The sequence below is a fragment of the Vibrio sp. YIC-376 genome, from assembly GCF_052353105.1.
Classification (GTDB): domain Bacteria; phylum Pseudomonadota; class Gammaproteobacteria; order Enterobacterales; family Vibrionaceae; genus Vibrio.
In genome coordinates, this window is sequence record NZ_JBBWFK010000012.1 from 24,191 (window position 1) to 48,689 (window position 24,499).

The 24,499-nt window shown below is 45.0% G+C and carries 28 protein-coding genes and 1 pseudogene; 18 read left to right on the forward strand and 11 right to left on the reverse strand.

The window, feature by feature from the left end; genetic code table 11:
* Positions 1–22: 22 nt before the first annotated feature.
* A pseudogene (locus WJM94_RS19295) lies at positions 23–502 on the forward strand (GNAT family N-acetyltransferase); the annotation flags it as partial.
* Between the two features lie 20 nt (positions 503–522).
* Here WJM94_RS19295 and WJM94_RS19300 read toward each other — a convergent pair.
* Both WJM94_RS19300 and rraB read right to left on the reverse strand, forming a co-directional pair.
* Positions 523–1,323 carry a glycosyl hydrolase 2 galactose-binding domain-containing protein gene (locus WJM94_RS19300; RefSeq protein ID WP_444495817.1) on the reverse strand — a complete coding sequence of 267 codons (801 nt, stop codon included), beginning with the start codon at positions 1,321–1,323 and terminating at the stop codon, positions 523–525.
* A gap of 147 nt (positions 1,324–1,470) precedes the next feature.
* On the reverse strand, positions 1,471–1,887 hold the full coding sequence (gene rraB, locus WJM94_RS19305) for a ribonuclease E inhibitor RraB (protein ID WP_444495818.1): 417 nt from the start codon (positions 1,885–1,887) through the stop codon (positions 1,471–1,473).
* Between the two features lie 564 nt (positions 1,888–2,451).
* Between rraB and arcA the strand changes: the two genes are divergently transcribed.
* The 5 genes from arcA to WJM94_RS19330 all read left to right on the forward strand — a co-directional run bounded on the left by arcA (position 2,452) and on the right by WJM94_RS19330 (position 7,032).
* Positions 2,452–3,675 carry an arginine deiminase gene (gene arcA, locus WJM94_RS19310; RefSeq protein WP_444495819.1) on the forward strand — a complete coding sequence of 408 codons (1,224 nt, stop codon included), beginning with the start codon at positions 2,452–2,454 and terminating at the stop codon, positions 3,673–3,675.
* Between the two features lie 152 nt (positions 3,676–3,827).
* Positions 3,828–4,832 (forward strand): ornithine carbamoyltransferase, encoded by a 1,005-nt coding sequence (locus WJM94_RS19315; protein ID WP_444495820.1) that lies wholly within the window; start codon positions 3,828–3,830, stop codon positions 4,830–4,832.
* Between the two features lie 273 nt (positions 4,833–5,105).
* Positions 5,106–6,035 (forward strand): aspartate carbamoyltransferase, encoded by a 930-nt coding sequence (pyrB, locus tag WJM94_RS19320; RefSeq protein WP_444495821.1) that lies wholly within the window; start codon positions 5,106–5,108, stop codon positions 6,033–6,035.
* Positions 6,036–6,050: 15 nt separating this feature from the next.
* On the forward strand, positions 6,051–6,512 hold the full coding sequence (pyrI, locus tag WJM94_RS19325) for an aspartate carbamoyltransferase regulatory subunit (protein WP_444495822.1): 462 nt from the start codon (positions 6,051–6,053) through the stop codon (positions 6,510–6,512).
* 130 nt (positions 6,513–6,642) lie between these two features.
* Positions 6,643–7,032, forward strand: a complete 390-nt coding sequence (locus WJM94_RS19330; protein WP_444495823.1) for a RidA family protein — start codon at positions 6,643–6,645, stop codon at positions 7,030–7,032.
* A gap of 283 nt (positions 7,033–7,315) precedes the next feature.
* Here WJM94_RS19330 and WJM94_RS19335 read toward each other — a convergent pair whose 3' ends face one another.
* From WJM94_RS19335 to mlaF, 8 genes are all read right to left on the reverse strand, one after another.
* On the reverse strand, positions 7,316–8,041 hold the full coding sequence (locus WJM94_RS19335; protein WP_444495824.1) for a 1-acylglycerol-3-phosphate O-acyltransferase: 726 nt from the start codon (positions 8,039–8,041) through the stop codon (positions 7,316–7,318).
* Between the two features lie 141 nt (positions 8,042–8,182).
* Complete coding sequence (gene murA / locus WJM94_RS19340) at positions 8,183–9,439, reverse strand: UDP-N-acetylglucosamine 1-carboxyvinyltransferase (RefSeq protein WP_444495825.1); 1,257 nt, start codon at positions 9,437–9,439, stop codon at positions 8,183–8,185.
* Between the two features lie 9 nt (positions 9,440–9,448).
* Complete coding sequence (gene ibaG, locus WJM94_RS19345; protein WP_444495826.1) at positions 9,449–9,703, reverse strand: BolA family iron metabolism protein IbaG; 255 nt, start codon at positions 9,701–9,703, stop codon at positions 9,449–9,451.
* Between the two features lie 4 nt (positions 9,704–9,707).
* Positions 9,708–10,028, reverse strand: coding sequence for an STAS domain-containing protein (locus tag WJM94_RS19350; RefSeq protein WP_444495827.1), 321 nt, complete (start codon positions 10,026–10,028; stop codon positions 9,708–9,710).
* The gene (gene mlaC, locus WJM94_RS19355) at positions 10,028–10,666 is read right to left on the reverse strand and encodes a phospholipid-binding protein MlaC (RefSeq protein WP_444495828.1); all 639 of its coding nucleotides are present in this window, start codon (positions 10,664–10,666) and stop codon (positions 10,028–10,030) included. Before mlaC ends, WJM94_RS19350 begins: the two co-directional genes overlap by 1 nt.
* 2 nt (positions 10,667–10,668) lie before the next feature.
* Positions 10,669–11,157 (reverse strand): outer membrane lipid asymmetry maintenance protein MlaD, encoded by a 489-nt coding sequence (mlaD, locus tag WJM94_RS19360; protein WP_444495829.1) that lies wholly within the window; start codon positions 11,155–11,157, stop codon positions 10,669–10,671.
* A 2-nt stretch (positions 11,158–11,159) separates the two neighbouring features.
* On the reverse strand, positions 11,160–11,951 hold the full coding sequence (gene mlaE / locus WJM94_RS19365; RefSeq protein ID WP_444495830.1) for a lipid asymmetry maintenance ABC transporter permease subunit MlaE: 792 nt from the start codon (positions 11,949–11,951) through the stop codon (positions 11,160–11,162).
* Complete coding sequence (mlaF, locus tag WJM94_RS19370; RefSeq protein WP_444495831.1) at positions 11,941–12,744, reverse strand: phospholipid ABC transporter ATP-binding protein MlaF; 804 nt, start codon at positions 12,742–12,744, stop codon at positions 11,941–11,943. The genes mlaE and mlaF overlap by 11 nt, the downstream gene beginning before the upstream one ends.
* Before the next feature lie 399 nt (positions 12,745–13,143).
* On the opposite strand from mlaF, the gene WJM94_RS19375 reads away from it, so the two are divergent.
* The 11 genes from WJM94_RS19375 (at position 13,144) to mgtE (ending at position 22,156) form a co-directional block, all read left to right on the forward strand.
* The gene (locus WJM94_RS19375) at positions 13,144–14,109 is read left to right on the forward strand and encodes a calcium/sodium antiporter (protein WP_444495832.1); all 966 of its coding nucleotides are present in this window, start codon (positions 13,144–13,146) and stop codon (positions 14,107–14,109) included.
* Positions 14,110–14,149: 40 nt separating this feature from the next.
* Complete coding sequence (kdsD, locus tag WJM94_RS19380) at positions 14,150–15,121, forward strand: arabinose-5-phosphate isomerase KdsD (RefSeq protein ID WP_444495833.1); 972 nt, start codon at positions 14,150–14,152, stop codon at positions 15,119–15,121.
* Positions 15,122–15,200: 79 nt separating this feature from the next.
* The gene (lptC, locus tag WJM94_RS19385) at positions 15,201–15,764 is read left to right on the forward strand and encodes an LPS export ABC transporter periplasmic protein LptC (protein ID WP_444495834.1); all 564 of its coding nucleotides are present in this window, start codon (positions 15,201–15,203) and stop codon (positions 15,762–15,764) included.
* Positions 15,745–16,239, forward strand: a complete 495-nt coding sequence (gene lptA, locus WJM94_RS19390; RefSeq protein WP_444495835.1) for a lipopolysaccharide transport periplasmic protein LptA — start codon at positions 15,745–15,747, stop codon at positions 16,237–16,239. Before lptC ends, lptA begins: the two co-directional genes overlap by 20 nt.
* 1 nt (position 16,240) lies before the next feature.
* Positions 16,241–16,966, forward strand: a complete 726-nt coding sequence (lptB, locus tag WJM94_RS19395) for an LPS export ABC transporter ATP-binding protein (protein ID WP_444495836.1) — start codon at positions 16,241–16,243, stop codon at positions 16,964–16,966.
* Positions 16,967–17,037: 71 nt separating this feature from the next.
* Positions 17,038–18,510 (forward strand): RNA polymerase factor sigma-54, encoded by a 1,473-nt coding sequence (locus tag WJM94_RS19400; RefSeq protein WP_444495837.1) that lies wholly within the window; start codon positions 17,038–17,040, stop codon positions 18,508–18,510.
* A gap of 23 nt (positions 18,511–18,533) precedes the next feature.
* On the forward strand, positions 18,534–18,821 hold the full coding sequence (gene hpf, locus WJM94_RS19405; RefSeq protein ID WP_444495838.1) for a ribosome hibernation promoting factor: 288 nt from the start codon (positions 18,534–18,536) through the stop codon (positions 18,819–18,821).
* A gap of 2 nt (positions 18,822–18,823) precedes the next feature.
* A complete protein-coding gene (ptsN, locus tag WJM94_RS19410) occupies positions 18,824–19,270 on the forward strand; it encodes a PTS IIA-like nitrogen regulatory protein PtsN (RefSeq protein ID WP_444495839.1) in 447 nt (148 codons plus the stop codon).
* Positions 19,271–19,284: 14 nt separating this feature from the next.
* Entirely contained in the window at positions 19,285–20,154 is an 870-nt protein-coding gene (gene rapZ, locus WJM94_RS19415) for an RNase adapter RapZ (protein WP_444495840.1), read from the forward strand.
* Between the two features lie 2 nt (positions 20,155–20,156).
* Positions 20,157–20,432: an HPr family phosphocarrier protein gene (locus WJM94_RS19420; RefSeq protein WP_444495841.1), complete on the forward strand. Its 276-nt coding sequence runs from the start codon at positions 20,157–20,159 to the stop codon at positions 20,430–20,432.
* Positions 20,433–20,800: 368 nt separating this feature from the next.
* Positions 20,801–22,156: a magnesium transporter gene (mgtE, locus tag WJM94_RS19425; RefSeq protein ID WP_444495842.1), complete on the forward strand. Its 1,356-nt coding sequence runs from the start codon at positions 20,801–20,803 to the stop codon at positions 22,154–22,156.
* Positions 22,157–22,475: 319 nt separating this feature from the next.
* Here the strand turns inward: mgtE and pmbA are convergent, their stop codons facing one another.
* Positions 22,476–23,819, reverse strand: coding sequence for a metalloprotease PmbA (gene pmbA, locus WJM94_RS19430; RefSeq protein WP_444495843.1), 1,344 nt, complete (start codon positions 23,817–23,819; stop codon positions 22,476–22,478).
* Between the two features lie 110 nt (positions 23,820–23,929).
* Between pmbA and yjgA the strand changes: the two genes are divergently transcribed.
* On the forward strand, positions 23,930–24,457 hold the full coding sequence (gene yjgA, locus WJM94_RS19435) for a ribosome biogenesis factor YjgA (RefSeq protein ID WP_444495844.1): 528 nt from the start codon (positions 23,930–23,932) through the stop codon (positions 24,455–24,457).
* Positions 24,458–24,499 lie beyond the last annotated feature (42 nt).

The window sequence follows — 24,499 nt, forward strand, 5'->3', positions numbered from 1 at the left end:
GCTCAAAATGGAACAGATTGCAGACTTTACTCTTCGACTTATTTCTCCTCAAGACAATCCATCGATTGCCAACGTCATTCGCCAAGTCTCGGCAGAGTATGGACTCACCGCAGACAAAGGGTATGGAGTGGCAGACCCAACGCTTGATGACATGTACTCCGTATATGACCAACAAGGCGCCTCCTATTGGGTGATTGAATATAACGGCGAAATTGTTGGCGGCGGTGGCTTTGCACCTCTGGCAGGAGAACCCAGTGTCTGCGAACTACAAAAGATGTACTTCCTTCCGCAAACCCGGGGACACGGTTTGGCTAAACGCATTGTGTCTCTTAGTCTTCAACAGGCGAAAGAGCTTGGCTATACCCAATGTTATCTAGAGACGACAGAGTGCTTAAAAGAAGCAATTGGTTTATACGAGAAACTAGGATTTGAGCATCTAGACGCCCCGCTTGGACAAACAGGGCATGATGCGTGTGAAGTAGTGATGCTCAAATCGCTGTAGGGATTAAATCACTCCAAATTTTAAAGTACTAGGTGGGTAACACAGAGCTCTTGGCTTAATGCCACTGAAAAATCCTGACGTTGCCCGTCCAGCTCAACTGCCAATTGATAGAGATCGTTTGGATCAGGATCGTTGAGATCCGCGTATTTGGGCGCTTCAATCTGAAACAGCGCACTGGCATTATCAACACGTACATCAATTGGAATATGGTAAGTCATGCCATTAAATTTAACTGATGCGGAGACCAAACCTGGAGCAAATGTCTGATAATAAAGGTCAACTTTAAACTCACAACCACCACCGTGGTGCCAGATCTGCTCAGTCGCAACTCGCTCCAAACGAACATTGCGAATAAATTGCAGGTAAGGCTCTTGCCATACGCCCATTCGATCGTCGCTTTTCTTGTATTCTCGATTGGTAAGAGTGCACAGTTCCGGTAAATCTTCCTCTAGGAGTAGATCTTCTTCTTCCTCTAGGAATAAAATCTCGAAACGGTTACGTCCCATTTGCATGAATGGACGAATGTCTTTCTTATACACACTCTGGGAGCCATCACAGTCAAACAGCGCGACGCCATTCAAACGAACTTCAGCATGATAGTCCACACCACCTAATACCATTTCTACCGCAGGGAATGCCAACATGGACTCATCCACTTCGATATCATGCATCAGATGCCATTCTTGCTGACGAATCTCCTCTTCGGTCAACTCATTAGGGAGCACCTGACTCAGAGGAGCAGGAAAAGTGATGTCATCTTGAGGGATGGAGAGGTCCGTCAGTGGAGAGACTTGCCATAAGCCGGCGAGTGATTGTTGCATATACACCTTGAGCTAGATCAATTTTCAAGCATTATAGAGAAAGTACTCTCACAAACTCAATGCTAATTGCTTACTAAACTCATGGTTATCATTTTCTGAACATAAAAAAACCAGCGTCATCCGCTGGTTTTCTTAATAATTTATCGACTACTCTTCATCTTCGTCTTCTTCGTCAGGGTAAAGCGCGTCTTCGCCTTCGTAGTATGTACCCCAACCGTCATAAATGATGTCGTACTTCTCAGCAAGGTGAACCAGCTTTTCAACTTGAGCATCAATCGCTTCTGCATCCAGTGCCGATTCCATTGTCGCATCACAGCAAAGTAGTTTGTTGCCGTCTTCGTCTTCTGTTTCTTCTGCTTCAAGCACTTCAAAGCCCATCTTAAATGCTTCAACAACCGCTTTTTCTAGGGTGTCAAAATCTTCCGCAAACAGGTGGTGCTCGATTTCATAGAGTGAATCTGGATCGCTGCCATCTTCGAGTAATGCAGCAATGATATCGCGAGTCTCTTCCTTTTGAATCTCAATTAATTCTTCTACTGATAGATATTCATCTTCATGAGACATGTTTTGGCTCCAGATTAGTTACTTGATGGAAACATTATTGATCCGGTGAAATATGGCATGGATTGCGATGAAAAGCCACTAACAAACGCCAAACCAAGGAGATTGTTGTCAATTATTCCTTGATAAATATTAAACCCCTCTCACAAGGTCACAAAAAGTTAACAAGAAAGTGGATTCTGTAATATTCAGAAGATCCTAATTGGCACAATTGCTGCGTAACACCGCTCTCAATGCGTGTTTATGACCCTTTACTGAATACAGAAACGCCTTATTTAAGGTTATCAACGAATAAAGAAAACCAAAAAATGCATAATTTAGAATATGTATGCACGATTTATGCACTAAGCATGTAATTTACTTAATTCCGGCTAAAAGAATAAAAACTCACTTTATCCAAAAGCACAAAAACAGAATAAAAACCCATCAATATCCAGATGAACTTAGTTAAATGACATTTTTAATTAAATTTAAAACATTTAACAATACTTTATCAAAGTTAACCAACTTGCATCTTATCCATAAGATTGTCATAAATAGCGTCTGGAAAATCTGTAAGGATACAATATGAGTAAGCTGTACGTAGGATCAGAAGTTGGTCAACTTAGACGAGTTCTATTAAATCGCCCTGAGCGCGCCCTAACCCACTTAACACCATCAAACTGTCATGAGCTGTTGTTTGATGATGTTCTTGCGGTAGAAGCGGCAGGAGAAGAGCACGATGCTTTCGCTCGTACTTTACGCGACCAAGATGTAGAAGTACTCCTACTTCACGATTTACTAGTCGAAACCCTAGCAGTTCCAGAAGCGAAGAAGTGGCTATTGGATACTCAGATTTCTGATTTCCGCTACGGGCCAACCTTTGCTCGTGACCTACGCGTTTATTTCTCAGAGATGGACAATGAGCACCTTGCATCTGTGCTGTTAGGAGGCTTGGCCTACTCTGAGTTGCCTATCAAATCATCTTCTATGCTACCGAAGATGAGACGTCCCCTGGACTTTGTGATTGAGCCTCTGCCAAACCATTTATTTACCCGTGATACGTCATGTTGGGTATACGGCGGTGTTTCTCTGAATCCTATGATGATGCCGGCACGTCAACGTGAAACGAACCACCTACGTGCAATTTATCGCTGGCACCCAATATTCGCAGGCCAAGACTTCATTAAATACTTTGGTGATGAAGATCTTCACTACGACAATGCAAACGTTGAAGGTGGTGACGTTCTGGTTATCGGTAAAGGTGCAGTACTGATTGGTATGTCAGAGCGTACTACACCGCAAGGTGTAGAGAACCTGGCAGCCAACCTGTTTAAAGCAGGTCAGGCAACAGAAGTGATTGCGATTGATCTTCCAAAGCACCGTTCATGTATGCACCTTGATACGGTGATGACCCACATGGATGTTGATACCTTCTCTGTCTATCCAGAAATCATGCGCAAAGATCTGGATACATGGCGCCTGACACCAAAAGGCACGAATGGTGAGATGAATGTTGAAGCCTCACATAACTATCTGCATGCCATTGAGTCGGCGCTTGGCTTAGATCAGCTAAAAATCATCACTACCGGTGGTGATAGCTATGAAGCAGAGCGTGAGCAGTGGAACGATGCGAATAACGTACTGACAGTAAAACCAGGTGTGGTAATTGGTTACGAACGTAATGTCTACACCAACGAGAAGTACGATAAAGCGGGTATTAAAGTATTAACCGTACCTGGTAACGAGCTGGGTCGTGGTCGAGGTGGTGCTCGTTGTATGAGCTGTCCAATCGAGCGAGACGATATTTAATCTCTCTTTCCTATCCGGTGAATAAAAACTAAGGTTGATGTGAATACATCAACCTTTTTTAGCTTTTAATTAAAATAATTATTCACAATAAAAGCATTTATATGTTTTAATGCAGTGATTCAAAATCAATCACACGTACAAAGGGACGAGCTATGGCTTTCAATTTACGAAATCGCAACTTTCTGAAGCTGTTGGATTTCTCAACCAAAGAAATCCTGTTCTTGCTCGAACTGTCTGCAGAGCTTAAAAAAGCAAAATATGCAGGAACAGAGCAGAAGAAACTCCAAGGTAAAAATATCGCACTCATCTTTGAAAAATCTTCTACTCGGACTCGATGTGCGTTTGAAGTTGCGGCGTTTGATCAAGGAGCACAAGTCTCATATATCGGCCCTTCTGGCTCTCAAATCGGTCACAAAGAGTCAATGAAAGATACCGCCCGCGTACTGGGACGTATGTATGATGGCATCGAATACCGTGGTTTTGGTCAGGCAATCGTCGAAGATCTCGGCGCTTACGCTGGCGTTCCTGTCTGGAATGGTCTGACCGATGAATTCCATCCAACCCAAATACTTGCTGACTTCCTGACAATGCAGGAGCATGGACGCGGAAAACAGCTGCATGAAATCACCTTTGCATACTTAGGTGACGCTCGTAATAACATGGGGAACTCTCTCATGGTAGGCGCAGCGAAAATGGGCATGGATATTCGTTTAGTCGCCCCTAAAGCATTCTGGCCAGAAGAAGACCTTGTCGCTACATGTCAGGAAATTGCACAACAAACCGGTGCAAAAATCACTTTAACGGAAAGCGTTGAAGAAGGTGTGAAAGGTTGCGACTTCCTGTATACCGACGTTTGGGTATCAATGGGTGAATCAGCCGAAGCCTGGGATGAGCGCGTGGCTCTGATGAAACCTTACCAGGTCAACATGAATGTGATAAAGCAAACTGGCAATCCAAATGTAAAATTTATGCACTGTCTGCCTGCTTTCCATAACGATGAAACCACGGTCGGCAAAGAAGTCGCTGAAAAATACGGTATGAAAGGCCTGGAAGTCACTGGAGACGTCTTTGAGTCTGAATATTCCATTGTCTTTGATGAAGCAGAAAACCGCATGCACACAATTAAAGCGGTGATGGTAGCAACTCTAGGAAGTTAACCACTTTTAGTCGCAAAAACCATGATGTAATCGCTTGCACTAGACAAAGTTAGGCGTATAATGCTCGGCAATTTGTCTGAGGATTACGAAATGACCAAGCTGATTGCTGACGTAAAAACGCGATTTGCTCTAACTAAGCGACTACGCTTATGTGGTGTTATTTTCGTTAATTCTATCGTTTTTTAAACCTCCCCATTTGGGAGGTTTTTTTATGTCCAAAATTCCTCACGGTTAATTTTGGGGATAGTCATCACTGTTATAGGGAAGAAGATCATGGCGAACTCGCTTTACCAGAAGCACATCATCTCTATTCCAGAGCTTTCACGTGAAGAGCTGGAACTTATCGTCGAAACAGCAGGTAACCTGAAGAAGGAACCTCAACCAGAACTGATTAAAAATAAAGTCGTTGCGAGCTGTTTCTTTGAGCCATCAACGCGTACACGCTTGTCGTTTGAAACGGCAATTCAGCGTATTGGCGGAGATGTTATTGGCTTTGATAACGATGGTAATACTTCTCTGGCAAAGAAAGGTGAAACGCTTTCTGATTCTGTGCAAGTTATTTCTTCGTACGTAGACGCATTTGTTATGCGACACCCTCAGGAAGGTGCAGCTCGTCTTGCTTCTGAATTCTCAAACGGCGTTCCAGTGATTAACGCAGGCGACGGTGCAAACCAACATCCAACCCAAACTCTGCTAGACCTTTACACCATCTCAGAAACGCAGGGCCGCTTAGATAACCTCAATGTGGCATTCGTTGGTGATTTAAAATACGGTCGCACCGTTCACTCACTGACTCAAGCTCTGGCGAAATTCAATAATATCCGTTTCTTCTTTATCGCTCCTGAAGCACTGGCAATGCCAGATTACCTCTGTGAAGAACTGGATGAAGCGGGTATTGAGTACAGCCTGCATACAGAAATGGAAGCCGTAATTCCTGAACTTGATATCCTGTACATGACCCGCGTTCAGAAAGAGCGTTTTGATGAATCAGAATACGCACACCTCAAGTCGGCTTACATCCTGACAGCAGCACTGCTAGAAGGTGCACGTGAGAATCTTAAAGTACTGCACCCACTACCACGTGTGGACGAAATCACCACTGACGTTGATAAAACGCCGCACGCTTACTACTTCCAGCAAGCGCAAAATGGCGTGTATGCCCGTCAGGCACTGTTGGCTCTGGTTCTGAACGAAACACTGTAATCGAGGAGAAAAGACATGGCTAAAGAAACTCAATTGCAGGTAGAAGCAATTAAAAATGGTACCGTAATCGACCACATCCCAGCTCAAATCGGCATTAAAGTATTGAAGCTGTTTGATATGCATAACTCGTCTCAGCGTGTGACTATCGGCCTGAATTTACCGTCATCGGCACTCGGCCACAAAGACTTGCTAAAAATTGAGAATGTCTTCATTAATGAAGAACAAGCAAGCAAGCTGGCTCTGTATGCACCACATGCGACCGTGAACCAAATCGAGAACTACGAAGTCGTGAAGAAGCTTGCGCTAGAGCTACCAGAGCAAATTAACAATGTTTTTGAGTGCCCTAACACAAACTGTATCTCTCACAACGAGCCCGTCGAGAGCAGCTTCAAAGTATTTGAGAAGAAAGAAGAGATTCGTCTGAAGTGCAAATACTGCGAAAAAGTATACTCAAGAGAGATCGTTACAGAGAGATAATCAACAGAACATTTCAAACCTCTCATAAGTTCAAATGCCCTGTATTTACAGGGCATTTTGCTCTTTACCTGTTGCAGGTTTAGAGGCACACTGAGACTCTTTATTCGCTAAAACAGATGGAACAAATAAAATGACTAAAGTACTTCACACTGAGTCTGCACCAGCAGCAATCGGCCCTTACGTACAAGGCGTAGACCTAGGCAATATGGTTCTTACTTCTGGCCAAATCCCAGTTAATCCAGCGACAGGTGAAGTATCTGCAGATATCGCAGAACAAGCGCGTCAGTCTCTAGACAACGTAAAAGCTGTCGTAGAAGCTTCAGGTCTTCAAGTATCTGATATCGTGAAAATGACGGTTTTCGTTAAAGATCTGAACGACTTCGGCACAGTAAACGAAGTGTACGGCAAGTTCTTCGACGAGCATCAAGTAGCGAACTACCCTGCTCGCTCTTGTGTAGAAGTGGCTCGCCTACCAAAAGATGTTGGTATCGAAATTGAAGCAATCGCGGTTCGTAAGTAAGATCTCGAACCAGCGAGTTAACAAAAAAAGTAACTCGCCAAATACTACGATGCCACTTGCAGAAAAGCGAAGAGCCTAATCAAACCACTCCGTCATCCTGAACAGCGACGAAGGAGCGTGATTCAGGATCTGCTTACCGAGAGTGGCAATGTTGAAAGTGTTATTTCCAGCAACGAGTTTGATGTTAGTAGATTCCTGATGTCGCTAAGGCTCCTCGGAATGACACAGACAAAAAAATGGGTAGCCTGAGCTACCCATTTTTATTGTTATTAAGTCAGTAATATTACGCGGCGTTGCGCTGTTTTACTTCTTCGTCCAGCGCTTGTAGCTTCTCTTTCATTTGCTCGCGGCAAGTATTCGCCAACTCACGAATACCGTCTTTACTGTAACCTTCGGTACTCACTGGCGGTAGCATCTCGACAATCACATGACCGTTGTTCCAACGATTAAGTTTGAGTTTATCGGTTGAACTACAAACGATAGGAATGATTGGCACTTGAGCACCAATCGCGGCATGAAATGCACCCGTCTTAAATGGCAATAGACCACGACCACGTGAACGAGTGCCTTCCGGGAACATCCAAACCGACACATCACTCTTTTTCATGCTACTTACCACTTGATCGATGGTGCCTTTCGCTTTTGAACGGTTAGCACGGTCAATCAGAATATTGCCCGTCAACCAGTAAAGCTGACCAAACAGTGGCATCCACGCCAGGCTTTTTTTACCAACGGTAACCACCTTTGGTGTTACTGCCGCAGACACGGTGCACATGTCCCAGTTGTTTTGGTGGTTAGCAATATAAATGTGCTGACCACGAGAATACGCATCTTCAGGAAGGCGCAGTTCGAGCTTAATCCCACACACACGAGACATTTTGGCAAACAGGCGGCCAAAGGTGAATACGTGCTTAGGGTTTCGAGGACTTAGCAGACAATAACCACAACCACCAATAAACATCACAATAGCGAATATTGCGATAGCAAATACACGTAACAGTGCAATCATTCTTGTTCTCCAGAAACCGGCTTCTGCCAGATACAGCTATTAATTTCTCTATTTGCTATAGAAAAGAGAGTGATATAAAAAAGCCGAAACCTGAGTTTCGGCTCTTTATATCCAAATCATCTGCCGTGCAGTTTAACTTGCCTAGCTCACTCGCTCAATATTTGCGCCAAGTGCAGCCAGTTTATTTTCAATTTTGTCGTAACCACGGTCGATATGGTAGATACGATCAACGATAGTTTCGCCTTTTGCAATACAGCCTGCGATAACCAGACTTGCCGAAGCACGTAAGTCTGTTGCCATTACCTGTGCTCCGCTTAACGATTCAACATCACCACAGATAACCGTGTTACCTTCGATCTCGGCTTTCGCACCCATACGCATCAGCTCAGGTACGTGCATAAAGCGGTTTTCAAAGATGGTTTCAGTGATCACGCCACCGCCTTTCGCCATCATGTTCAACAGCGTAAATTGCGCTTGCATATCGGTTGGGAAGCCAGGGTGCGGAGCCGTGCGGATGCTGACCGCTTTTAACGGACGATCTGTCATATCAACAGAGATCCAGTCTTCACCGGTTTCCACTGCTGCTCCCGCTTCTTCAAGTTTCGATAACACCGCTTCAAGTAAATGCGCGTTCGTGTTGCGACAAACAACTTTGCCACCAGAGACCGCTGCCGCAACTAAAAATGTTCCGGTTTCGATGCGGTCTGCAACCACACTATGTTTACCGCCACCAAGACGCTCAACACCTTCAATAGTGATCGTGTCAGTGCCAGCACCAGAGATTTTCGCACCCAGCGTGTTCAGGAACTCTGCGGTGTCCACAATCTCAGGCTCACGTGCTGCGTTGTCTAATACTGTTTTGCCTTCAGCCAGTGTTGCTGCACACATCACTGTGATGGTCGCGCCTACACTGACTTTATCCATTACGATATGTGCGCCTTTCAGGCGACCATCAACTGTAGCTTTCACGTAACCATCTTCTAAAGTGATGGTCGCACCTAGTTGTTCCAGGCCAGTGATGTGCAAGTCAACCGGGCGAGCACCTATAGCACAGCCGCCAGGTAAAGAGACCTGACCTTGGCCAAAACGCGCAACTAAAGGACCTAAAGCCCAGATTGAGGCACGCATGGTTTTCACCAAGTCGTATGGAGCACAGTATTCATTGATGCTGCTTGGATCGACATGAACCGAACCGTTACGTTCTACTTTAGCACCTAGGCGCTTTAGCAGTTCCATGGTTGTATCAATATCGCGAAGGTGTGGCACATTCGCCACTTCTACTGGCTCTTCAGCCAAAATAGACGCAAATAAAATAGGCAGTGCTGCGTTTTTTGCACCAGAAATGGTCACTTCACCGACTAACGGCTTGTCAGACCCAATAACTCGAAACTTTTCCATCAATAAACCTTAAAGCGACATCAGTTTCTTATCACGAGCCCACTCTGCTGGTGTGAACGCTTTAATTGATACTGCGTGAATGTCGTTACGCTGGATGTATTCCATCAGAGGACCATAAATTAATTGTTGCTTCTTGACGCGGCTCATTCCATCAAAGCAAGCATCAACAGCAACCACTTCGTAGTGGCTACCTTCACCTTTTACATGCACTTCTTGAAGGTTTAGTGCCTCTTCTAATAACTGTTGTACTTTTGCGCTGTCCACAATTCTACCCCTGATAATTCTGTATGTGTTTGTCCACTAAGGATTCAACGTTGCTCAGTTGAAACAAAGTGCGCAGTTGCGCTGGCACGAAACTGAGCATTATATGACAGTTTTGCTTTTTTGCATGCTCTAATAAGTGAATTAACATCACCATCCCCGCAGAATCGACTCGTTCTACGTCTTGCAAAGAGCACTCAAGCTCAGCTTGAGCGGGTTGCCATTGTTGTGCGTATGCCCATAAAGAAGGCACAGAATCTCTATCTAAAGCGCCTGAAAGCTTTAGAATGTTCGCAGTTAAATTCCACTGAGCATGAGACTGAGCCATTATTTCTTCGCCTCAAAGCGAATAGGTTCCGCTGCCAGTTTTTCAAGATCTTGTGCTACAGACAAAATACCGTCTTGGCGAATCTTTGTATTCCACTCAGACTGCTTGCTTGATAACAGGCTAATACCTTCAGCAATCATATCGAATGCTTCCCACTCACCCGTTTTGTTATCTTTACGCAGTTTGAATTCAAGTTTGATATTGGGACGCGGTGCGTCAATGATATCGACTTTGACACTAGTAATACGATCAGATGGATCAAGTTTAGGTTCCGGACCAAACTCAATTTTTTGATCGCTATACTGTGTCAATACTTGAGCATAAGACGCGATCAGATAACCGCGAAAAGCATCGATAAACTCAAGCACATCCTCACGTTTCGTGCCTTTCAGGTTTGGGCCTAACAGTTTTAACGCAGCGTAGCGGTAGTTGACGTAAGGCATCAACTCGTCTTCCACAACCTCTTTAAGGTGGTTGGGATCTTGTTTAATTTTTGGCTGCTCCGCTTTCAGGCGATCAAATGTAACCTCTGCTACCTGCTTCATCATTTCATAAGGCTGAGATTTATCAACCTCTGCAGCGTTCAAGCCAAAAGCTGTAAAAACTGTGAAAACAGAAAGTAGTAATCTAGAAAACATAGTTATTCCTTACTTGAATCGTCTGAACCACCCACGCTGTAAAGTACCTGACCAATTAAGTCTTCAAGTACTAAAGCAGATTTCGTGTCTTCGATGGTGTCACCGTCGGCTAACATCACTTCGTCATCAAAAACGAAACCAGGTACTAAGCCAATGTATTGCTCGCCAATCAATCCTGATGTCAGAATCTGTACGCTAGAGGTTTCCGGGAACTGGTTGTATTGGCTATTGATCGATAAGCTTACTTCTGGCAACAGGTTGTCTGGGTTTAGAGTAATATTACTTACTCGACCGATAACCACACCACCCACCTTTACAGGAGAGCGAACTTTCAAACTACCAATATTATCAAACTCGGCTTTAAGGGTGTAAGTATCACCAGAGCCCATACTTTTTACGTCAGCAACTTGAAAAATCATCACAAGAATCGCGCAAATTCCCGCTAATACAAAGCTGCCAACCCATAATTCTGTTTTACGTGTTTGTTGCATGATTAATTCCCAAACATCAATGCTGTCAGTACAAAGTCTAGCCCCAGTACTGCTAAAGAAGAATGCACCACAGTGCGTGTAGTTGCTCGGCTGATCCCTTCAGAGGTAGGGATAGCATCATAGCCATTAAACAGAGCGACCCAAGTAACGGTAATAGCAAACGCAAAGCATTTGATCATACTGTTGCCAATGTCCTGCCCTAGCTCGACAGAAGATTGCATCGCAGCCCAAAAACTGCCGTGATCAACCCCTTTCCAATCAACCCCAACGAGCTGAGCTCCCCAGATACCTACCGCCATAAAGATCATAGCGAGCAGAGGCATAGAGATCGCACCAGCCCAAAAACGCGGTGCAATGACTCGCTTCAAAGGATCGACAGCCATCATCTCTAAGCTAGATAGCTGCTCGGTCGCTTTCATCAAACCGATTTCTGCGGTTAAAGCAGAACCCGCACGTCCGGCAAACAGCAGAGCAGTAACCACAGGTCCAAGTTCACGCAACAAAGACAGCGCAACCATCTGACCTAAACTGCCTTCTGCGCCATAATCCACCAATACAACATAGCCTTGCAGGCTAAGTACCATACCGATAAATAAACCAGATACGACGATAATCGCAAGAGATTGAACACCAACGGAATAGAGCTGTTTAACGAGCAAAGGGAAACTTTTGGTCGGTTGAGGCTTTGCTAACAGAGCGCCCAAAAGCATCAAAGTGGCACGGCCAAAAGCTTCACAGATGGATAATGTGCGACTCCCTAATGAAGCGACAAATTTAATAAAGCTATCGACCATCAAATAAATCCTTTTCGATACTTTGAGAAGGGTAGCTAAATGGCACCGGGCCATCCGCATCGCCTTGTAAGAACTGCTGTACACGAGGGTCAGGATTCTGTCTAAGCTCCTCTGGTGTACCAAAAGCGATTATTTTGCCGTTCGCAAGCAAGTAAACCCAGTCAGCAATGCTCATGACTTCCGGCACATCGTGAGAAACGACGATGGAAGTCAAACCAAGAGCCTGGTTTAAATTACTGATAAGTTCGACCAATACCCCCATCGTAATAGGGTCTTGTCCCACAAACGGTTCGTCGTACATGATCAAATCAGGGTCGAGTGCAATTGCCCGAGCCAACGCCGCGCGACGTGCCATTCCTCCAGATAATTCACTCGGCATCAACTGAGCGGCACCACGCAAGCCAACCGCTTCCAGCTTAAGCAGTACCATAGTTCGAATTAAATCTTCTGAAAGCTCAGTGTGTTCACGCAAAGGAAAAGCAACGTTATCAAAAACGTTCAAATCCGTGAACAATGCTCCGGATTGAAACAGCATGCTCATCTTTTTACGAGCATGGTATAGCTTTTTACGCGAGAGGGTTGGAATGTTGTCACCATCAAACCAAATCTCCCCTTGTTCGGGATACAGCTGGCCGCCTATCAAGCGCAACAGCGTCGTCTTACCGATACCCGATGGTCCCATAATCGCGGTCACTTTACCTTCGGGTACGTGCAGATCAATACCATCAAAGATCGTGCGATTTCCTCGTGAAAAAGTGAGATTGTTCACGGTGACTAAATCGTTGTTCGACATATCATCTCTTCTACTGTCGGAGCGTTGGAACTCGCAGTCTCATCAAGCCAACTCACGTCCGAATGTTTTAACCTTAAGCGTTATAGAAACTTTAAAGCGACTTCGGTTCATTAATCAGGGTGCAATCATAAGCACATTAGCAGCGAATTAAAAGCACTGTTCGATTAAATAAGGCCGGCTAAATTCAATCGAATTCTGCATATTAATAGATAAATCTCAACGTACTATTTACACCTTAATGCAGAATCATTGTTTAAATAGTAGTGATTGAACGAACAACAACTAAACACAATTTCGTTACTAACCTTTAATTTATTCGTTGTTTATCTTCCATTTTCCGCAGCAAAAGGTCAAAATTAGCGGTTATTCATTTCGCTCAATTAATAGTTAGGAATTATCATGCTCGAAGCAGTCGCGTTGCTTATCGTCGGTCTTGTTTTACTCGTTTGGAGTGCAGATAAACTTGTTTTTGGCTCTGCTGCCATTGCCCGCAACGTTGGCATTTCACCGCTTGTAATTGGTATGACAATTCTGGCTATGGGTTCATCTGCACCCGAAATGATGGTATCCGCAACAGCGGCATTGGATGGTAAAACTGACACTGCTGTAGGGAACGTTCTGGGTTCTAATATCGCGAATATAGCGTTGATCCTGGGTATCACTGCACTGATCAAGCCTCTTTCGATCAGCTCTGGTGTAATTCGTCGCGAATTGCCATTGATGATAGCAGTCACGTTGCTCGCTGGTGCAATACTTTGGAATAATCACCTTGGTTTCTATGAAGGTACTTTGCTGTTTGTCTTATTCGGCGCATTTTTATTTGTGATGTTACAAATCAGCCGCAAAGAGCAAAAGTCAGGCGATGCCTTTCTTGATGATCAAGAGTCAGAAATCCCTGAAGGCGTGAGTAATATAAAAGCCATCCTGTGGGTGGTATTTGGTTTAATACTCCTTCCTTTAGCAGCAAATATACTGGTTGATAACGCCGTTATCATCGCCAAACATTTCGGTATGAGTGATCTTGTGATCGGTTTGACCATCATCGCTATCGGTACCAGTTTACCAGAGCTCGCTGCGTCACTCGCTGGTGTGCTAAAAGGTGAAGATGACATGGCGGTGGGTAACATTATCGGCTCGAACGTATTTAATATTCTGGCCGTAATGGGGATTCCAGGTATCATCAACCCATCAGTGCTAAGCGAATACGCAATGCAACGTGACTTTTGGGTAATGCTTGGTGTCTCCCTCCTGCTTGTAGCAATGTGTTTAGGTAAATCACGCAGCATTAACCGTCTCGAAGGTGCCATTCTGTTTGTGTGCTTCATAGGATACCAAGTTTACTTGTTTGCAAACATGGCCGCTTAACCCCACTTAATTGGAAATAGAAACACATTGGAGCACTGATATGTCCAACCTATTTGATTTTCGCGCTGCTGCTAAGCAAGTTCTTGATATCGAAGTTGCCGCTCTGCAAGAGCTGGGTAAATACTTTGATGAACAATTTGAGCAAGCTTGCGAATTGATACTCTCCAATAAGGGCAAAGTTGTTGTGATGGGTATGGGTAAATCAGGCCATATTGGTAATAAGATTGCCGCAACCTTAGCAAGCACTGGGACGTCTGCTTTTTTCGTGCATCCAGGAGAAGCAGCACACGGCGACTTGGGAATGATAAGTGCCGGAGACATTGTTATTGCAATTTCCAACTCTGGTGAATCACATGAGATCTTGTCTCTATTTCCAGTATTGAAGCGCCTGAACATTAAAATTATCAGCATGACTGGTAACCCTGAATCAAACATGGCGCAACTTTCGGATTTGCACTTGCAGATCACGGTGCCACAAGAGGCCTGCCCTCTTGGCTTGGCTCCAACCAGCAGTACAACAGCGACCTTGGTCATGGGTGATGCCTTAGCGGTCGCACTGCTTCAGGCCAGAGGTTTCTCTGCTGAAGATTTTGCACTATCACATCCAGGTGGTGCGTTAGGAAGAAAATTGCTGCTTAAGTTGTCTGATATTATGCACTTTGGCAATTCACTTCCAAAAGTCTCGCCAGATGCACTGATTCGCGATGCACTTCTTGAGATCTCTGAAAAAGGTCTGGGAATGACCGCTATTGTGGATGAACACGATGCTATGCTTGGTATATTCACAGATGGCGATTTGCGTCGGACATTAGACAAACGCATTGATATTCATACGACTGCCATCGGCGAAGTGATGACCAAAAGCCCGACAACAGCACAGCCGGAGATGCTTGCCGTTGAAGGCTTGAACTTAATGCAAAGCAAAAACATCAACGCTCTGATTCTATGTAAGAACAATAAAGTTGTTGGTGCACTGAACATGCATGATTTACTAAAAGCTGGTGTGATGTAATATCATCACAGAACCTAAACAACTTAAGATTAAGGCAATGGTCAGGGAAGTACTGAGCTAAACGATAGGCCTTTATTATATGAGTTTTACTCGCCTTTGTTATGTGCTCTTGATTTTCGTAATAGCATGGTGCACCTACTATTTAGTGACACCGAAAAGCAAAGATACGATTCAGGTAGCACCAAATTCCGAACTGCCTATGTTCAGTGGTACTGGACTGGAAAACATCACCTATGGTGAAGATGGTGTCCGCAGTTACATCATCCGCTCCAACAACTTAGATTATTACGCTAAGAGTGGAGAAACGATTTTTAACAACCCGACATTGATGGTTTACCGTGAAGGTAGCGTTGTTGAGTGGAAGGTAACAGCAATAAGAGCTGTGTTAGATAAAAACCATACGCTGACCTTGTATGACAAGGTGTTAATGCAGAACCTATTACCAGAAGCCGGCTTTGATACTATGGCAACTGATAAACTGGTCATTAATCTAACTAATCGTGATTTTAAAGCTGATCAGCAGGTAATGTTGGTCGGGCCACAATTTGAAACTACCGGAGGCGCAATGCAAGGTAACTTGAAACAGCAAACTGCGACTCTGACAGATAAAGTTCAAGGTCGATATGAAACCGTTACACCTTAGCCTACTGGCACTGGTTCTGGCGGCGCCTCACGCGCTGGCACTAAAGTCGGATACTCAACAGCCGGTTTACATTAACTCTGATACCCAACAAGTGGATATGAAGAGTAACCAGGTTATTTTCAGTGGCGACGTATCTCTTAAGCAAGGCAGTATCAATATTGATGCTGATAAAATCGTGGTCACTCGCGATGCAAAGACTGAAACGATCAGCCAAATTCAGGCCTTTGGTAAACCAGCTAAGTTTTCGCAACTGATGGACGATGGTAAAACGTTGAGTGGTCAAGCGACTGAGTTGGATTATCGTATTTCAACTGACGAATTGACCATGAAAGGTCAAGCTCAGCTAGCTCAAGACGGTAACACCATTAAAGGTTCTTCTATTCGTTACCAAATTGGTCAACAAAAACTGGTGGCAGACAGCTCTGAAAACGAACGAGTCACAACCATTTTGCAACCTAATCAGCTAGAGAACTAATATGGCGGTACTAAGTGCAAAAAACCTGGCGAAAAGCTACAAAAAGCGCAAGGTAGTAACCGATGTTAGCTTAGAAGTAGAATCTGGTCAGATTGTAGGTTTATTAGGACCAAACGGTGCGGGTAAAACCACGTCGTTCTATATGATCGTTGGATTAGTGCCTCGTGATGAAGGCGTCATCACTATCGATGATAAAGACATCAGCATATTACCAATGCACAGTCGTTCACGTCTTGGCATTGGTTACCTTCCACAAGAAGCGTCTATCTTCCGTAAACTGTCTGTTGAAGACAACATCATGGCCGTTTTGGAAACTCGTCAGGAAATGACCAGAGAAGAGCGCCAGGACAAATTAGAAGATTTGTTGGAAGAATTCCACATACAGCATATCCGTACCAGCGCAGGCATGGCACTATCGGGTGGCGAGCGACGCCGAGTTGAAATTGCTCGTGCTTTAGCAGCGAATCCTCAGTTCATTTTGCTGGACGAACCTTTTGCGGGCGTTGACCCAATTTCAGTAGGTGATATCAAAAAAATCATTGAACATCTGCGCGATCGTGGCCTTGGTGTCTTGATAACTGACCATAACGTACGCGAAACACTGGACGTATGTGAAAAAGCCTATATCGTAAGTCAAGGACACCTAATTGCATCGGGAACTCCGGACGAAGTTCTCAACAATGAACAGGTGAAACAAGTTTATCTCGGCGAACAATTCCGTCTATGATTATTCATTTCCGTCTATGATTATAGGTAGGAACGGTAAGATTCTGAGCATTACAAGGTAAGTAACACTGAATGAAACCTTCATTACAACTTAAGCTAGGTCAGCAGTTAGCCATGACGCCTCAGCTGCAACAGGCGATTCGTTTATTGCAGTTGTCGACACTCGATCTTCAACAGGAAATTCAAGAAGCATTGGATTCAAATCCACTACTGGAAATTGAAGATGGCCAAGATGAGCCACTAGCTAACAGTGAAGATAAATCAGAGTTGGATGCGTCTGATAATAGCAACAGTGCTAACGAACCTACTGAAGTTGATGTTCCTGACAGTTCCGAAGTGATTGAAAAATCGGAAATCAGCTCTGAACTGGAAATCGACACCACTTGGGATGATGTTTACAGTGCAAACACGGGTAGCACAGGTCTTGCTCTGGATGATGAAATGCCAGTCTACCAAGGTGAAACCACAGAATCGTTATACGATTACCTGATGTGGCAATTGGATTTAACCCCGTTCAGTGAAACAGACCGTACCATCGCAATTGCCATCATAGATGCGATTGACGAGTACGGCTATTTAACCCTTTCTCCGGAAGACATTCACGAAAGCTTCGATAATGAAGATATTGATCTTGAAGAAGTAGAAGCGGTTCGTAAGCGAATTCAACAGTTTGACCCTCTTGGTGTTGCGTCACGAAATCTGCAAGAGTGTTTACTTCTCCAGTTAGCGACGTTTCCAGAGGATACGCCGTGGCTTGCAGAAGCCAGAATGGTTCTAACACATCATATTGATCATCTGGGTAACCGTGATTACAAGCTGATCATTAAAGAAACTAAACTAAAAGAATCCGATCTTCGTGAAATTCTAACGTTAATCCAACAGCTGGATCCTCGTCCGGGTAGTCGCATTACTCCAGACGATACCGAATACGTCATTCCGGACGTATCCGTATTTAAAGACAATGGGAAATGGACGGTTTCCATAAACCCTGACAGCATTCCAAAGTTAAAAGTTAATCAACAGTATGCCCAACTTGGCAAAGGCAATAGTGCTGATAGCCAGTACATTCGTAGCAATTTGCAAGAGGCAAAGTGGTTAATTAAGAGTTTAGAGAGCAGAAACGAGACGCTACTCAAAGTTGCAAGATGTATTGTTGAACATCAACAAGATTTCTTCGAGTATGGTGAGGAAGCCATGAAGCCAATGGTATTAAATGATGTAGCCTTGGCGGTCGATATGCATGAATCCACAATTTCTCGTGTTACAACACAAAAGTTCATGCATACACCACGTGGTATTTTTGAATTGAAGTACTTCTTCTCCAGCCATGTTAGTACAGATAATGGCGGAGAATGTTCGTCAACAGCAATTCGCGCACTCATTAAGAAACTGGTCGCGGCAGAGAATACTGCAAAACCACTTAGTGACAGCAAGATTGCTGCTCTTCTGGCTGACCAAGGGATTCAAGTCGCAAGACGTACGATAGCGAAATATCGTGAATCCTTGGGTATCGCCCCTTCAAGTCAGCGTAAACGCCTACTTTAGGCACTAACTGAAAAGGAAAGTCTATGCAAATCAATATTCAAGGCCATCACGTTGATCTTACCGATTCAATGCAAGACTATGTTCAATCTAAGTTTCAGAAGCTCGAAAGATTCTTCGACCATATAAATCAGGTCCAAGTTGTACTAAAAGTTGAAAAATTAACTCAAATCGCGGAAGCTACGCTCCACGTAAACCACGGCGAAATCCATGCGTCATCCGATGACGAGAATATGTATGCGGCGATCGATTCGCTGGTAGATAAACTGGTTCGTCAACTTAACAAGCATAAAGAAAAACTAAACAGTCATTAATCATGCAACTGAGCGAAATACTGTCATTGGACTGCACAAAAAGTGCAGTCCACTGTACGAGTAAAAAACGCGCCCTGGAATTGATCAGCCGTATTGTTGCGGATCATACGGGCCAAGACTCTAACGAGCTGTTTGAGTGTATGCTCAACAGAGAAAAAATGGGCAGTACTGGCATTGGAAATGGTATTGCTATTCCGCACGCCAGAATGCAATCGAGCGATAAAGCTATCGCTGTGCTTCTTCAATGTGATGAAGCGATTGAATTTGACGCGATCGATAATCGTCCTGTCGACCTTCTTTTTGCGCTCCTCGTACCAGAAGAGCAGTGCAAAGAGCATCTCAAGACTCTAGCCTCTATGGCAGAGCGTCTGAGTGACAAGCAAGTATTAAAACTACTGCGTAATGCTCAAAGTGATCAAGAACTCTACGACATCATGATTCACCAATAAGCAAGGCGAACACCATGCGATTAATCGTTGTTAGCGGGCACTCTGGAGCCGGAAAGAGTATTGCACTGCGTGTACTGGAAGACTTAGGTTACTACTGTGTTGATAACCTGCCAGTAAACCTGCTTGACGCATTTGTTCAGTCCGTCGCTGACAGCAAACAGAACGTTGCCGTAAGCATCGATATTCGCAATATTCCTAAAAAGCTCAAAGAGTTCACAGTGACGCTGGAAAAGCTGAAAAAAGAGCTGGACGTCACCATGCTATTTTTGGATGCGGATAAGGAAACGTTACTTAAACGCTACAGCGAAACCAGACGAATTCACCCGCTATCACTTGGCGGTCAATCCCTGTCTCTTGATCAGGCCATCGAGCGTGAGAGAGAGATTTTGAGACCTCTCAAAGCTCACGCCGACTTAGTACTCAACAGTAGTGGACAATCTCTACATGAGTTGAGTGAGACCGTACGTACGCGAATAGAGGCACGTGACCGCAAAGGACTGGTAATGGTCTTTGAATCATTCGGCTTCAAATACGGACTGCCATCCGATGCAGACTACGTATTTGATGTGCGATTCTTACCAAATCCACACTGGGAACCTGGATTGCGCCCATTTACCGGGCTAGATGCACCAGTTGCTGCATTTTTAGAACAACACCAATCCGTACTCACTCTGAAGTATCAGATTGAGAGTTTTATTGAGACTTGGCTCCCTCTGCTTGAAACAAACAACCGCAGCTACCTCACCGTGGCAATAGGCTGTACTGGTGGTAAACATCGCTCGGTATATCTGACACAAAAAATTGGTGAGTACTTCGCGGAAAAGGGACATCAGGTTCAGATTCGTCATACCTCGCTAGAAAAGAACGCTAAGGATAAGGAGTAACGGTGGAATTAAGTCGTAAGGTATTAATCCAAAACCGTCTAGGTCTTCATGCACGCGCCGCAGTGAAGTTAGTGGAGTTGGCACAAAGCTTTGAGGCCGTCATCACCATAGATAATGAAGAAGATATAACCGCCACAGCAGATAGCGTGATGGGATTACTTATGCTCGAGTCAGCTCAAGGGCAATACGTCACGATTCATGCTACTGGTGACCAAGCCGAACAAGCGCTAGATGCGGTATGCTCGCTCATTGAAGATAAGTTTGAAGAAGGTGAGTAGGGAAAGATCCTAGGTAAAGATCGTTGGGATTACGGATAATTTTTCAACCACCCAATCACACTGTCAAATACTTACTAAGATCCTAGGTTCTAGGATCCTAGGCCCTAGAGGGAGCTGGTTGGGATTACGAATACAAAAATATACTTTTCAGTACTCTGTAATCCGTATTCCAAAACAACAAGCACCTGAGCTTCCATTTTTAACTGAACTTACCACAGACACTCCTAGAACCTAGGATCCTAGCAATCTAGGACCTCCCATCCCCCTCCATAAATAATTTTGTTGAGTTTCACAAGTTGTTATTAAAAGGCGCCTAGAATTAAGTTATTATTCAACGCATTGTAAACATCAGGAATTAGGAGGAACGAATGGCAGAGCAAATAGAATTCGACCAAGCTCACCAAGCCCTCCAAGAAGTCACAGAAGCGTTAGAAAATGGCCGCTTCGTCCATGTTCGTCGTCAACTTCAGGACATGGAACCTGAGGATATCGCTCATCTTTTAGAAGCTGCACCACGCAAAAGCCGTGACGTGCTTTGGCAACTCACCGACCCTGAAGACTACGGTGAGATTCTTGACGAACTGAACGAAGACGTTAAAGACAACCTCGTGTCCAAAATGGCTCCCGAAGCGCTTGCAGAAGCGACTGAAGGCATGGATACCGATGACGTTGCTTACGTACTCCGTAGCTTGCCAGACGATCTCTCACGTGAAGTTCTGTCGCAAATGGACTCTGCAGACCGTGCTCGAGTCGAGACTGCACTGTCCTACCCAGAAGATACCGCGGGTGGAATAATGAACACCGACGTTATCACCATTCGTGGTGACGTCGATGTGGATGTGGTCTTGCGATACTTGCGTATGAAAGGTGAACTGCCAGAAGCCACCGACGCCCTTTATGTGATTGATGATGAAAGTAAATTGATTGGCGAACTGCCGCTCACCACGCTTATTACGGCTCAGCCTGACATCAAAATCATCGATATTATGGAAGATGCCGACGAAGCGATCACGGTGGATACCAGTGATTCTGATGTTGCCAGCCTGTTCGAACGTCGTAACTGGGTATCTGCGCCGGTCGTGGATGAAAACCAACACTTGGTTGGCCGTATCACTATCGATGACGTGGTTGACGTTATCCGTGAAGACGCTGAGCACTCAATGATGAGTATGGCGGGTATGGATGACGACGAAGATACCTTCGCACCTGTGGTCAAATCTGCGCGTAAACGCAGTATCTGGTTAGGCGCGAACGTACTTGCTGCGCTGGCTGCAGCATCCGTCTCAAACATGTTTGAAGCCACATTGGATCAGATGGCGGCTATCGCCGTCTTAATGACTATCGTGCCATCAATGGGCGGGGTTGCCGGAAACCAAACGGTAGCACTGGTCATTCGTGGTCTTGCTCTCGGTCATATCGGTGATGCAAACAAGCGCGAGCTGTTGATGAAAGAAGCGGCGATCGGTTTGCTTAACGGCATCATGTGGGCGCTGATCATCGGTGGTATCGTCGTGGCATGGAAAGGCAGCTGGATGCTGGGGGGAATTATCTCCGCCGCGATGCTCACCAATTTACTAGTTGCTGGGATCGCTGGGGTAAGTATTCCTATCTTCCTAAAAAAGATGAATATCGACCCTGCTCTGGCTGGTGGTATGGCCTTAACAACCGTCACTGATGTGATTGGCCTATCGGTGTTCCTAGGTCTCGCGACTATTATGATTTAAGGAAAAGATCCTAGGTTCTAGGGGGCTAGGGCCTAGGTGTGTATTCGGTAAGTTCAGATGCTTGTTACTTTGGAATACTGATTACGGAATACAGGTAAAGAAAGGTCCTAGGTGGCTAGGATCCTAGGTTCTAGGAGTGTCTGTGGTAAGTTCAGTTAAAAATGGGAGCTCAGGTGCTTGTTGTTTTGGAATACGGATTACAGAGTACTGAAAAGTATATTTTTGTATTCGTAATCCCAACCAGCTCCCTCTAGGGCCTAGGATCCTAGAACCAGCTCCCTCTAGGGCCTAGGATCCTAGAACCTAGGCCCTTCTAACACTACTCGCCAGCGACTTTCATCGTATCAAGTAAAATAGAGCCAGTCTGGATCTGGGAGCGAGTCTCTACGTCACTGCCCACGGCAACGATCTTGTTGAACATATCTTTTAAGTTACCAGCAATAGTAATCTCAGAGACCGGGAACTTAATTTCACCATTTTCAACCCAGAAACCTGCAGCGCCGCGGGAGTAATCACCAGTCACGACATTCACGCCCTGTCCCATCACTTCAGTCACCAGTAAGCCAGTACCAAGCTCTTTCAACATCTGCTCAAAGTTCTGGCCTGTCGATTTCACATACCAGTTATGAATACCACCAGCATGGCCAGTTGGTTCCATTTTCATTTTACGCGCCGCGTAGCTGGTCAAGAGATACGTAGCCAACACGCCATCGGTAATGATTTCACGGTCTTGTGTGTAGACGCCTTCGCTGTCAAACGGACTTGATGCCAATCCGCGCAGCACGTGTGGGCGTTCAGAAATGTTGAACCATTCAGGCAGAATTTGCTTACCAAGATGGTCAAGAAGGAATGAAGATTGACGATAAAGGTTGCCGCCGCTGATAGCCATCACTAAGTGGCCAATTAAGCCTGTCGCAACGTCTGCGGCAAACATAATCGGATATTGACCCGTTTTTAGTCTCTGCGCGTCCAGTCGGTTGATGGTGTTCTCTGCAGCTTTACGACCAACAACCTCAGGCGTCCAAAGATCGTCACGGTGACGTGCAACGGTATAGCTGTAATCCCGCTCCATTTCACCATTTTTACCAAGACCGATCACGCAACAACTGGTGCTGTGGCGACTTGAAGCGTAGCTGGCTAGCAGACCATGACTGTTACCATAGACCTTCACACCGTAATGGCTATCGTAACTTGCGCCGTCACTTTGCTTAATCGCACTATCGTAGCTAAGCGCTTCTTTCTCAGCCGCAATCGCTACTTTCGCTGCATAATCAGGATCAGGGGCATCAGGGTGGAACAGATCCAAATCAGGGATCGATTCAACCATGTACTCTTTCGCGGCAGGACCCGCGTATGGATCTTCGGATGTGTAGTTAGCAATGTCCAATGCAGCCATGACAGTTTGTTCAATCGCGGCCTCGCTCAGATCAGATGTGGACGCACTGCCTTTACGTTGACCTCGGTAAACGGTAATGCCAAGTGCACCATCGCTATTGAATTCAACATTTTCTACATCCCCCATTCGGGTGGAAACACTTAATCCAGTGCTTTTAGTAATTGCGACTTCTGCGGCATCAGATTTCGCTGCGGCAAGCTTTAGCGCTCTCTCCACAGCTTGTTCTAGCTCGGTACGTTGCTCAGCAACCTGCTGTTTAATATCCATTGTCTTTCACATCTTGAATTCGATGTACAATAGAATAACAAGAATTTCGCTTTCTCCCCACGATTCTTGTTAAAATAGTCATAATATTAATCAAAACACAGGCAACTGAAATGGCACGTAAGAATCAAAAAGCGCCATGGGAACCAGAAGAAGAGATCATCTGGGTAAGTAAATCCGAGATGAAGCGAGACATGGAAGAGTTACAAAAGCTCGGCGAGGAACTAGTAAGCCTCAAGCCAGCGGTTCTGGAAAAGTTTCCATTAAGCGATGAAATGCGCAAAGCGATTACCGATGCACAACGTTTTAAAAACGAAGCGCGTCGTCGCCAGCTGCAATACATTGGTAAGATCATGCGTCACGAAGATCCAGAGCCAATCCAAGCGGCACTGGACAAGATACGCAATAAGCACTCACAGGCAACGGCAGCACTGCATAAATTGGAAACTCTGCGTGATCGCGTAGTAGAAGAAGGTGATAAAGCGATTGATGACGTGGTGGAACTTTATCCTGAAGCGGATCGTCAACGCCTTCGCCAGCTTGCTCGTCAGGCAGCGAAAGAGAAAACGTCTGGTAAACCAGCTAAAGCTTACCGTGAGATTTTCCAAATCCTTAAAGCGCTGAGCGAAGAAGAAATCTAATTCGTCGCAAATAAACGATAAAAAGCAGACATCATCGTCTGC